The organism is Pseudomonas sp. Pseusp21, from assembly GCF_059492145.1.
The window spans coordinates 6,232,131-6,244,291 of the sequence record NZ_CP168520.1 but is presented as its reverse complement, the minus strand read 5'-3'; the positions used below and the strand labels follow the sequence as shown (position 1 = coordinate 6,244,291).

The following is a 12,161-nucleotide window of genomic DNA, read 5'->3' as shown; positions in this document are numbered from 1 at the left end:
CGGGGACAAGACCCGTGACCGGCCAGTCATGGCGTCGATCCGCGGGAACCGCGAATCGACGCCGGTGTCGGCTCAGAGCCGGCGTTTGCGGTTGAGCGTCGGTATGGTGGTTGGTGGGACTTCCACCTGTTTTGCCTGGTCCGAGGTTTGCGCCGCCAGCGCGGCCAGAGTCGGCTGGCTGAACAGCGTTCGCGCATCGACGTGTAGCCCGGCCTGACGCATGCGCGCCACCAGGCTGACCGCCAGCAACGAATGCCCGCCGAGTTCAAAGAAGTGATCGTTGCGCCCGACCTGCTCCAGTTGCAGCACTTCGGCCCAGATCTGCGCCAGCCGGATTTCGACTTCGCCCTCGGGCGCCTCGTAGCGGCGACTGAGCACCGCCTCAGCCCCAGGTGCCGGCAAGGCTTTGCGGTCAACCTTGCCGTTCGGGGTCAGGGGCAATGCGTCGAGTTTTACGTAAGCACCCGGTGCCATGTACTCCGGCAAACGCTCGAGCACATGGGCGCGCAAGGTTTCGATGGGGGGCGCGTCGAAGCCTTCGCGCACGGTGAAATACGCCACCAGCCGCTCGTCCCGCACCAGCACTACCGCTTCACGCACGGCGGGATGCTCGATCAGCCGTGCTTCGATTTCCCCCGGTTCCAGACGCAGGCCGCGCAGCTTGATCTGGAAGTCGTTGCGACCGAGGAATTCGAGGTTGCCGTCCGCCCGGTAGCGCACCAGATCGCCGGTGCGATACAGGCGATCACCGGCCACGAACGGGCTGTCGATGAAGCGTTCGGCCTGCATCTCCGGCAAGCCCAGATACCCCCGCGCGACCCCGACCCCGCCGATGTGCAGGTGACCGCTGACACCGAATGGCACCGGTTGATCGTGGGCGTCCAGCACGTAGAGCCGGGTGTTGCAAATGGCCCTGCCAATCGGTAGCACGGAGTCGGGTACAGGCATGTACGGTTCCAGCGTCCATGCGGAGCTGTCGACCGTGGCTTCGGTTGGACCATAGACATTGTGCAAGCGCACCCATGGCAGTTTTTTGCGCACCGCTTGGGCCAGTGCAGCGGTGAGTTCGCCACCCCCACAAAACACATCAGTGAGAGTGGTGCACTGACTGACATCGTCCAACTCAAGAAACTGTTGTAACAGCGCCGGGACGAATTTGACCACGCTGATCTGCTGCTCGCCGATCGCTTGCGCCAGATAGGCCGGTTCACGATGGCCGCCGGGACGTGCCAGAACCAGTCGCATACCGACTGTCAGCGGCCAGAAAAACTCCCACACTGAGCCATCGAAACTGAACGGTGCTTTCTGCAACAACGCACCATGCGTCCTCGGGGGACTGATCTGCGACCCCCAATGCACCAGATTGCATAACCCCCGATGTTCGATCATCACGCCCTTCGGCGTGCCGGTGGAGCCCGAGGTGTAGATCATGTAGGCCAGGTTTGAAGCGCTCAAACCCGGTACTTGCAGGTTTTCAGTCGATCCGCCCTGCCAGGTGCAGCGGTCGAAATCGATGACCGGCACACCCGGATCGTCCAACAGATTGCGGGTGGCCTCATGCACCAGCACCGCCACCGGCGCGCTGTCCTGCAGCATGTAATGCAGGCGTTCCAGCGGATAGTCGGGATCCAGCGGCACATACGCACCGCCGGCCTTGAGAATGCCGAGCAAGCCGATCACCAGATCCAGGCTGCGTTCGACACAGATCGCCACTCGTGAATCGGGCTGCACGCCTTGCTCGCGCAGATGATGCGCCAGACGGTTGGCCTGTTCGTTCAGTTGTCGATAGGTCAGTTGCTGCTCGCCAGCCTGCAATGCGATGGTGTCGGGTCTGCGCTGTACTTGTTGCTCGAACAACACCTGAAGCGGCTGATCGAGCGGACAATCGACTTCGCTGGCATTGAACTCGACCAGCAGTTGTTCAAGCTCCGCCGCCGGCAGGATCGGCAAGCGATTCAGCGGCTGTTGCGGGGTTTGCTCAAGGGCATCGACCAGTGCCTGCAACGCGCTTTGCACGTAGTCGCCGATGCGCTGCGCACCGATGCTCATCAGGGTTCGCGTGGTGATCTGCAAAGCGCTGCCCAGATCATCGACGCTCAGGGTCATCGGGTAGTTGGTGCGCTCTTCGTTCTCCAGGGTCTGAATGCCTTGCCAGGCTGGCTCCGACGCCGATTCCTGCGCCTCAAGGTCGGTGTGCCGATAGTTGAGCAACGCACTGAACAGCGGTGCCGGTGACGCAACCCCGCTGCAACGCTGGGCCAGCGCCAGTGACGCATGTTCGTGCCCGAGCAAATCGGTCAGTCGGGCGTGGGTGAGCAGCACCGCATCGCGCGCGCCACGGTCCATGTCCACCCGCAATGGCAAGGTGTTGATGAACACCCCGAGCGCCCGATCCGCGCCCTCGCCGCCTTGCATCCGGCCCATAAAAACGCTGCCAAACACCACGTGTTCCTGCCCCGAGGTCGCCGCCAGCACCTGCGCCCAGGCCAGGTGAATCAGGCTGGCCACGCTGACGCCGGCCTGCCGCGCCTGAAGACGCAAGCGCCGATCCAGTTCAGGCGCAAGCGTTCGCACGGCTTCGTCGATACCGCGACCGTCGCCCTGCACATCCTGCAAGCCGAACGGCAACGTCGGCTCGTCGATGTCGGCGAGCATCTCGCGGAAGAACGCTTCGTGTTCCTGCTCGCTGACACCGAATCGGGTCTGGGCCACGTAATTGCGATACGGCACCGCTGGCGGCAGCGGTTCGCGCTGCCCAAGCAAATTGGCGCGCATTTCATGACGCAGGACTTCCAGCGCGATGTGATCCAGCGCCAGGTGATGGAACAACAGAATCGCCACGATCCGCCCGTGGGCCGGATCGCGCGCATACATCAGCCGGATCAGCGGCGCCTGACTGACGTCGATGCGATAACGCCGGGCATCGAAGCGCTCATGCAGTTGCGCGAGGACATCGCCCTCGACCGGATCAAGATTGACTTCCTGTACCGGCAACTCGGCTTCGCGCCAGACCACCTGCACCGGAGTGGTCAAACCTTCCCAGACCACCGCAGTGCGCAGAATATCGTGGCGCGCCATGACCTGACGCAGCGCCGCCGCATAGGCCTCGACCCGCTCGACGCTGTCGAACGCCAGCTGCGACTGCAGCAGGTACGGATCACCCTGTGCGGCGGTGATGTGGTGATAAAGGATGCCTTCCTGCAACGGCGCCAGCGGATAAATGTCCTGCACGTTGGCCGCCCCACCCGGCACCGTGGCGATGATCCGGTCGAGGGTGGCCTGATCCAGTTCTACCAACGGCAACAGATCCGGGGTGATCTGCGTGCAACCTGGCGGAATACGGTTGGCCGGCACTTCGACCTCGCGACCAGTGCCCACCGATGCGGCCAGTGCCGCCAGCGTCGGCTGGCCGAACAGCACGCGCACATCGCTGCTCATGCCGAGCTGGCGCATGCGCTCGATCAGGTTGACCGCCAGTAACGAGTGCCCGCCGAGTTCAAAGAAGTGATCGTGACGCCCGACCTTTTCGACTTGCAGCACCTCGGCCCAGATCTGCGCCAGGAGAATTTCGACGTCGCCTTGCGGGGCTTCATATTCGCGGCGGATCAACGCCTCCGGCCCCGGCGCCGGCAACGCCTGGCGATCCAGTTTGCCGTTAGCCGTCAGCGGCAGCGCCGTCAAACGCACATAGGCCGATGGCAGCATCGCGCTGGGCAGACGGGTCTTGAGGTGAGCATGCAGCTGCGTGATGTCCAGCGGTTGGCGTTCGGTGAACCAGGCCAGCAATTGCCCGTCGCGCACCTGCACCACCGCATCGCGCACCGATTCATGGCTGCTCAACGCGGCTTCGATTTCACCGGGTTCGATGCGCACGCCACGGATTTTCACCTGATCGTCGTTGCGGCCCAGGTACTCGAGGGTGCCGTCCGGGCGCCAGCGTGCGAGGTCGCCGGTGCGGTACATCCGCGCGTTGGGCTGGCGGCTGAAAGGATCGTCGAGAAAGCGTTCGGCGGTCAGCTCCGGCCGGTTGAAGTAACCCCGCGCCACCCCGGCGCCTCCGACGTACAGTTCACCGGCCACGCCAATCGGCACCGGGCGTTGTCGGTCATCCAGCAGATAGGCCGTGGCATTGCTCACGGGTTTGCCGATGTGCAGCGTCCGGCCCGGTTCGATTCGCCCCGAGGTCGCGACCACTGTCGCTTCGGTCGGGCCATAGTTATTGATCACCGCGAACGTCTGCTGGCGATTGAACTGGCGCAGGCGATCGCCGCCGATCAGCAGTGTGCGCAGGGTCGGGTGTTCGAGGTGGCGGCTGAAGGCGTACTCGGCAATCGGGGTCGGCAGGAAACTCACGTCCAGCGGTTGCGCACGCCACCAGTCGAGCAGCGCGTCGATGTCTTCGCCGCCATCACGGGACGGCGCCAGGTGCAGGGTCGCGCCGGCACACAGCGCCGGCCAGACTTCCCAGGCCATGGCGTCGAAGCCGAAGCCGGCGAGGCTTGACGTGTGGCAACCGGCGCTCAGGTCGAAGGCCGTGCAATGCCAGTCGACCAGATTCGATAGCGTGTGATGCTCGACCATCACGCCCTTGGGCTGGCCGGTGGAGCCGGAGGTGTAGATCACGTAGGCCAGATGTGCAGTGGTCAGACCCGAAACATCAGGGTTGAGATCGTTGATCGGCCAGCCGCGCGTGTCGATTTCAATCACCGGCACGTCGAGCATCGGCAAACGTTCGCGCAGATCGTGCTGGGTCAGGACCACGGCCGGAGCACTGTCGCGCAATAAATAGCTCAGCCGTTCCGCAGGATGAGCCGGATCGACCGGCACATAACCGGCGCCGGACTTGAGAATCGCCAGCAGCGCGACCAGCGTGTCCAGCCCTCGGCGCGCGACCAGCGCCACGCGGGCGTCGGGTCGTACGCCAAGCCCGATCAAATGATGGGCCAGGGCGTTGGCCTGTCGGTTCAGCTCGGCATAGGTCAGCCGCTGTCCCTGAAGTTCGACCGCTACCGCATCCGGGCGTGTCGCCACTTGCGCTTCGATGCGCTGGTGGATGGTCAGGTTTTGAGGGTATTGCGCGCGTGTGTCGTTCCACTGCTGCAAGAGCGCCGATTCGGCCGGCAGGCTCAGGCTGAAATCACCCACCATCAGCGCCGGGTCTTCAAGCCCCTGCTCCAGCACCCACAGCAAGCGCCCGCTCAGCACCGCGATTTCATCGGCGTCAAAGTAGGCCTCGTTGTACACCATGTACAAACTGTCCTCGTAGTCACCACGGCTGCTCAGCAGGTGCACCGACAACGGCGTGCCCTCTTCGTGGTTCGACACTTTGACCACCCGCCCCTGCGCCTCGCCGTAGCGGTACTCATGCGCGTCGCGCTCGTAGGACACGGTCACCTCGAACAGCTGCGAGCGATCCTCGCGCAGCAAGCCGAGGGCACGGTTCATTTCGCTCAAGGGAAAACGCTGATGGCGAAAGTCTTTTTTCAACTCGTCGTGAATCGCCTTGACCAGCGTCTTGAATGACAACTCGCGGCCAAACCCCATGCGCACCGCGCTGACCTGGGTGAACAGCCCCAGGGTCGATTTGAACCGGGCGCCGGAGCGGTTGAGCAGCGGCACGCCCACCACCCATTCGTCACGCTGGGCGCTGCGGCTGAAATACACATGGATCGCTGCCAGCAGCACATGAAATGCCGATGCGCCGTATTCTCGGGCCACGTGCGTCATGCGCTCGTGCAAACGCGCCGGAAACACTTGCGAGAAAATCCGGGTCGGTGCCGCAGCACTGGCAAAGCGCTCTTGATAACGCGGCAGCAACAGAGGCTCGGGCCGATGTTGGTATTTGTCCAGCCAATACGCCCGGTCACGGGCGTAACGGTCGGACTGAAAATACCGCGCATCGTCACGGATGAAATCGACATAGGACGGCGCCGAATCGGGCGGCAATTGCCCGAGCGCCAGCGCGTTGTAGATCTCGTCGAGGGATTTGAGCATCTCGCCGAAACCCCAGCCATCGACGATCAGGTGGTGGGCCTGGAGTGACAGCCAATGACGGTCGTCATCGAGCCAGAGCAGACGAAACCGGAACAACGGCCCGCCATCCAGCGTAAACAGTTGCTCGATGTTTTCCTGCGTCAGTTGGCGCGCTGCGGCGTATGGATCGGGATGGCTGCGTAAATCGTGTACCGGCATCGGCACCGGCATGGACCGGGCAAAACGTTGCAACGGCAGCCCATCCTCGCCGGCCCCCGGCAGCAGGCTGGTGCGCATCGCGTCATGCCGGGCCACGAGACCTTCAAGCGCCGCCTGCATCAGCGCCGGATCCAGCGGCCCGGTCAGTTCGACATAGCCACCGATGTTGTACATCGGCGAGTTCCCCTGACGCAGTTGATCAAGCCAGATGTCGCGCTGGGCGGCAGTCAGCGGAAAGGCCTCGGAAATCGCGGACAGACCGTCCGCCGCATCGGCAGCAAATTGGTTCATAAGATCCATCTCACGTGATTTGGCGCGTATTCAAGCATCGGCCCCGAAATCCGCGTGACACGTAAAACCCGGACAGCACTCCCCACTTTGTACAGTTGTGCGAACCAACAGGGCCTGAGAAGTCAGCTAATCCCCTAAAAGTTCGGAAAGAAATGACTGAAAATCCTGTAGGACAATCGCCACACTCGACTACCCGTTAGTGCCCCGCAATGGCGGGGCACCGCGGTCCGAGCCCCGGAATCCGGGGTTCGTACTAGATCGTACAGTCATAGACTACGAGTCCGTACACATTGATCTGACAGAAACGTGACGCCATTTTTTCGGAAATGGTGGCACTTTGTGTCCCTGTTTTCCCCTACAGACGTAGGACAAATGCATAGGCTTAAATCCCGTTCCAGATCGATTTTCAGGAGAAACAACTGGGTGGGCGTTTCACGGGTGCATGCACGGCAGACGATTCGGCAATGGCTCTAAATCAAGGATGACAAGGATATGAACCTGACCGGCAGTCTTCGCAACATGGAAAATCCGCACTTTTACTGGCAACTGGGAGAACTGATCGCCAGCACCGGCAACGAGCGTTTTGCCACCAACATGTTCCAGCTGGTCGACAACCTCGTTCCGGTCAATCGCGTCGATCTCAGTGAGTGGACCCTGGACGAACGGGAGTCCAGTGTGGTCGAGATCAGGGCATTGGGCAGCGCCGGTTTGCCGGACACCTTCCCGCCCCCAGCCCCGTCGCAGCACCCGGACGACCACCCGCTGCTGCAACAGATGATCGAGATGAACGACTCGCTATTGATTCAATTGAAAGCCTCGCTCCAGCATCGACACCCGCACCACAGCGTCCACCAATGCAATCTGGTGTCCCGCACGTCCAACCGCCGTTGCGTCATTTCGTTCTACCGTCCCCACACGCATCGGGTGTTTTCCCTGCCGGAGCTGTCGTTTCTCAAGCGCCTGTCCGACACCCTGTTGCCCTTGATCGAGCGCCACGCGCACATCAGTCGACAAGCCATCGCCCGCCAACCCCGCGCGCCACAAGCCGATCAACCCCAGACGCCGTTGCAACAGGTGTTCGACGAACGCCTGGCGTTGGGCGACATCACCTTGTCGGTGCGTGAGAAAGAGGTCTGTCTGGGCCTGCTGACCGGCGGCACCGTGCCGCAGATGGCGGAAAAGTTGCGGGTCAAGAACAGCTCGATCGAGACCTACCTCAAGCGCGCGGCCGCCAAGCTTGGGGTCAGCGGCCGTCACGGTCTGGCGAAATGGATGGCCGGGGCCTGATCCGGCATTTTTCTCATTCCGGGCGCCCGGCGTCCGCCCTCATTCGTGAACGAGGCTGTTTGATGTTCAGGTTGCCGATTTCCCTGCTGTCCGCTGCGCTGCTGGGCGGTTGTTCGTTGATCCCCGATTACCAGCGACCGGCATCGCCGAGTGCCGCGCAGTATCCGCAAGGTCCCGCGTATGCCGCGCAATCCCCGGTCACACCCCGCGCCGAGGACTGGCGCGCACTGTTCAATGACCCGGCGTTGCAGCAATTGATTGAAAGCGCGCTGGTCAACAACCGCGATCTGCGGGTGGCCGCGCTGAATGTCGAGGCGTTTCAGGCGCAATACCGCATCCAGCGCGCCGATCTGCTGCCGGCGGTCTCGGCCAATGCCAACCAACTGCGTCAGCGGGTGCCGTCCAGCGTGACCCGAACCCAAGCGGCGATCACCTCGACCTACTCGGTGAATCTGGGCATCAGCGCCTATGAACTGGACTTCTTCGGCCGGGTGCGCAGCCTCAGCGAGCAGGCGCTGCTGACCTGGCTGTCCACCGAAGAGGCCCGGCGCAGTGCGCAATTGAGTCTGGTGGCCAACGTCGCCAACGCTTACCTGACCTGGCGCGCCGATCAGGAGTTGCTGGCGCTGGCCCGGGAAACGCTGGCCGCCGACGAGCGCAGCCTGCACCTGACCACCCGCAACCGCGAGGCCGGCAAATCCTCGGCGCTGGATCAGATTCAGGCGCAAACCAGCGTCGACAGCACCCGCGCAAGCCTGGCCCGCTATCAGCGTCAGGTCGCCCAGGACTTGAACAGCCTGACGCTGCTGGTGGGTGCGCCGGTGCCCGAGCACCTTCCGGCGCGTCCGCTGGACAGCGACCTGGTGGCATCCGTGCCGGCCGGGTTGCCGTCCGATCTGCTGCAACGTCGGCCGGACATTCTCCAGGCCGAATACAAGCTGCGCGCTGCCAATGCCAACATCGGCGCGGCGCGGGCGGCGTTTTTCCCGAGTGTCAGCCTGACCGCCAATGCCGGGACGTCCAGCCGCGACCTGTCCGGGCTGTTCAAGGGCGGCTCCGGGGCCTGGACATTCCAGCCGCAGATCAACCTGCCGATCTTCAACGCCGGCAGTCTGCGCGCCAGCCTGGACTACGCGAAGCTGCAAAAAGACATCAGCGTCGCCGAGTATGAAAAGACCATTCAGACGGCATTTCAGGAAGTATCCGACGGCCTCGCGGCGCGCCAGACCTACGAACAACAACTCCAGGCCCAGCGCGATCTGGTGCAGGCGACTCAGGATTATTACGACATGGCGCAGCATCGCTATCGCAGCGGCGTCGACAGCAGCCTGACGTTCCTCGATGCCCAGCGTTCGTTGTTCAGTTCTCAGCAAGGGCTGATTACCGATCGGTTGGCGCAGCTGGTGGCGCAAGTGAATCTGTACACCGCGCTGGGCGGTGGCTGGAGCCCGGTCGAGCCGCTACCGCCAGCACCTTGAGTCATGTTTTCTTACACCTTTTGTCGCCTGTTCCGACATTGACAGGTGATCAAAAACCGACCTGCCGGATCATTTTGGTATCATGCGCCGCTTTTACGGTTAACCCCCCGCCTGTCCTGCCGACTGGCGGGCTCCAAAGGGCGGTATGAAATGACGGCTTTGTTGACTCGCCGCAAGGTGCTTGCGGGAATGGGCGTACTCGGTCTCGGCCTGCTCGCCGGCTGCGACACCCGCGGCGAACTGTCGTACAAGTACGGCAAGGATCTGAGCGACAAGATCCTCGGACGCACCTTCAAGCTCAAGGACACCGAAGGCAACACCGTGACGCTGTCGAGCTTTCGCGGCCTGATGCCGATGATCTTCTTCGGCTTCACCCAGTGCCCGGCGATCTGCCCGACGACGCTGGCCCGCGCCGCGAAAATCAAGAAGCTGATGGGCAAGGACGGCGACATCCTGCAAGTGGTGTTCATCACCCTCGACCCGGAACGCGACACCCCGGAAATCCTCGACGCCTACGTCAAGACCTTCGATCCAAGCTTCGTCGCCCTGTACGGCACCCTCGAAGAAACCAAGGCCACCGCCAAGGAATTCGACGTGTTCTACGAAAAAGTCCCGGCCGGCGACACCTATACCCTTTCCCACACCGCCACCAGCTATGTCTACGACACCCGGGGCACGTTGCGTGTGGGCCTGTCTCAATCGCTTTCTGCACAAGAGTGCACGGAAGATTTGCTTACCGTCATGGAGGTCTGCTGATGAACCCCTTTCTGAACAACATCAAACGTGCCGCACTGGGCCTGTCCCTGCTGGGCCTGGCGTTCCAGGTATCGGCGCAGACCAGGGTCGACGACGCCTGGGTGCGTGCGACCGTGCCGAACCAGTCGGCCAGCGGCGCGTTCATGAGCGTCACCGCCGACAGCGACAGCAAGCTGCTCAGCGTTGCTTCGCCGGCGGCCAAGGACGTGCAGATTCATGAGATGACCATGAAGAACGACGTGATGAGCATGGGTCCGGTGAAGTCGGTCGACCTGCCGGCGGGCAAAGCCGTCAACTTCGACCCGAATGGCTACCACGTGATGCTGATGGGCCTGACCGCTCAGCTGAAGGAAGGCGACAGCGTGCCGCTGACCCTGACTATCGAAAACGCCAAGGGCGAAAAGGAAACCGTGGAAGTGAAAGCGCCGGTCAAGGCGCTGACCATGGAAGGCCACGATCACAGCAAGATGCATTGATCGCTGACTGACAGATCTACGGCTTCAAAAACAAAAGGGGCGGCATGATCAATGATCATGCCGCCCCTTTTGCATCCGGATGTCAGACCAGTTTCAATTCGACCTCGATATTGTTGCGCGTGGCCTTGGAGTACGGGCACACCTGATGCGCCGCATCCACCAGCTGCTGCGCCGCTCCGCGCTCCATGCCCGGCAGGCTTACATTCAGTCGCGCCTGCAACAGATACCCTCCCGAGTTGGTACCCAGGTCCACTTCGGCATCCACCGCCAGGTCCGCTGGCAGGCTGATTTTCTGCTGCCCCGCCACCGCTTTCATCGCACCGATGAAACACGCCGACCAGCCTGCCGCGAACAATTGTTCCGGATTGGTCCCGCCGCCACTGGAACCGGGCGACGACAGTTTTACGTCGAGGATCCCGTCGGAACTGCGCGAGGCGCCGTCACGTCCGCCGGTGGTGTGGGTTTTCGCGGTGTAGAGGACTTTTTCGATCTGACTCATGGCGTTCTCCTGAATGAATAACAGCAGATTGTTCACTCGGCGCCTCTCCCCGCAGCCTTGAGGTGCGCCACCGGTTTCACACAGCCCTCTCACTATAGACGTGGGTTTGTCGCTTACCCGGTCGGCGGACGTGCGGGTTGTTCAGAAATGACGGCCGTTCAACTCCCCGCCCCACCATGCGCCTCTTCAAAGAAATAATCCTTCCAGCTGTCCGCCTTGTTTTTCAGCACGCCCAGCTCCTGCAATTTCTCGGCATAGATAAAGGTGCGCTGCGGCACCACGGTGAAATCGATTTCCGGATCGGTGACGATTTTCTCGACCAGCGCCAGCGGCAGCTTTGACTGTTCGACCCGAATGTAAGCTTGAGCCGCCGCAGGCTTGTCGGCCTTGATGATTTTCTCGGCCTCGGCCAGCGCGTCGTAGAACGCCTTGTAGGTTTTCGGGTTTTCGTCGTGGAATTTTTCCGTGGTGTAGAGCACGTTGAACGTGGCCTGGCCGCCGAGCACGTCGTAGGAGCTCAGCACTTTATGCACGTTGGGATTCTGCAGTGCCTGATACTGGAACGGCGGGCTGGAGAAATGCGCGTTGATTTCCGAGCCGCCAGCGATCAGTGCAGCCGTCGCATCCGGGTGCGGCAGGCTGACGGAAATATCGTCGAATTTCTTGTATTGGTCATTGCCGAATTCCTTGGCCGTTTCGATTTGCAGCGTGCGCGACTGGAAGCCCACACCCGCCGCCGGCACGGCGATGCGATCCTTGTCGCTGAAGTCCTTGAGGGTTTTGACGTTCGGGTTGTTGGTCAGCAGGTAGTTGGGCATCGAGCCCAGCGAAGCGATGGCCTTGACGTTCTGTTTGCCTTTGGTGCGATCCCACACGGTGAGCATCGGCGGCACGCCCGCCGAGACCACGTCCAGCGATCCGGTGAGCAGCGCTTCATTCATGGCGGTGGCGCCGGAAATGCTGTTCCAGTCGACCTTGATGTCCAGGCCCAGGGCCTTGCCGTGTTTCTCGATCAACTGCTGATCGCGCACAACATCCAGAATCAGATAACCGATACCGAATTGCTGGGCAATGCTGATCTTGCCTTCGGCTTGTGCAGTGTTGCCGAGCAACGCGCCGGCCAGCGAGGCCGCCAGCAGCGTCAGTGCAGAACGTTTGAACGGTAGGGCCATGACAACCTCG

7 protein-coding genes are annotated in these 12,161 nt (G+C 62.1%); 4 read left to right on the top strand and 3 right to left on the bottom strand.

Features of this window, described 5'->3' with window-relative positions:
• Positions 1–72 precede the first annotated feature (72 nt).
• Positions 73–6,483 (bottom strand): amino acid adenylation domain-containing protein, encoded by a 6,411-nt coding sequence (locus ACEN93_RS28425; protein WP_495610807.1) that lies wholly within the window; start codon positions 6,481–6,483, stop codon positions 73–75.
• Between the two features lie 492 nt (positions 6,484–6,975).
• Here ACEN93_RS28425 and ACEN93_RS28420 point away from each other — a divergent pair, with 492 nt between their 5' ends.
• From ACEN93_RS28420 to ACEN93_RS28405, 4 genes are all read left to right on the top strand, one after another.
• Positions 6,976–7,770, top strand: coding sequence for a helix-turn-helix transcriptional regulator (locus ACEN93_RS28420; RefSeq protein WP_074687873.1), 795 nt, complete (start codon positions 6,976–6,978; stop codon positions 7,768–7,770).
• 62 nt (positions 7,771–7,832) lie between these two features.
• Positions 7,833–9,248, top strand: coding sequence for an efflux transporter outer membrane subunit (locus ACEN93_RS28415; RefSeq protein WP_495610806.1), 1,416 nt, complete (start codon positions 7,833–7,835; stop codon positions 9,246–9,248).
• A 150-nt stretch (positions 9,249–9,398) separates the two neighbouring features.
• Positions 9,399–10,004 carry an SCO family protein gene (locus ACEN93_RS28410; RefSeq protein WP_039770777.1) on the top strand — a complete coding sequence of 202 codons (606 nt, stop codon included), beginning with the start codon at positions 9,399–9,401 and terminating at the stop codon, positions 10,002–10,004.
• Complete coding sequence (locus tag ACEN93_RS28405) at positions 10,004–10,480, top strand: copper chaperone PCu(A)C (protein ID WP_495610805.1); 477 nt, start codon at positions 10,004–10,006, stop codon at positions 10,478–10,480. The genes ACEN93_RS28410 and ACEN93_RS28405 overlap by 1 nt, the downstream gene beginning before the upstream one ends.
• Before the next feature lie 82 nt (positions 10,481–10,562).
• Here ACEN93_RS28405 and ACEN93_RS28400 read toward each other — a convergent pair whose 3' ends face one another.
• Together ACEN93_RS28400 and ACEN93_RS28395 are read right to left on the bottom strand one after the other, a co-directional pair.
• A complete protein-coding gene (locus ACEN93_RS28400) occupies positions 10,563–10,979 on the bottom strand; it encodes an organic hydroperoxide resistance protein (protein WP_007956881.1) in 417 nt (138 codons plus the stop codon).
• 158 nt (positions 10,980–11,137) lie between these two features.
• Positions 11,138–12,151, bottom strand: coding sequence for an ABC transporter substrate-binding protein (locus ACEN93_RS28395; RefSeq protein WP_495610804.1), 1,014 nt, complete (start codon positions 12,149–12,151; stop codon positions 11,138–11,140).
• Positions 12,152–12,161: the final 10 nt, after the last annotated feature.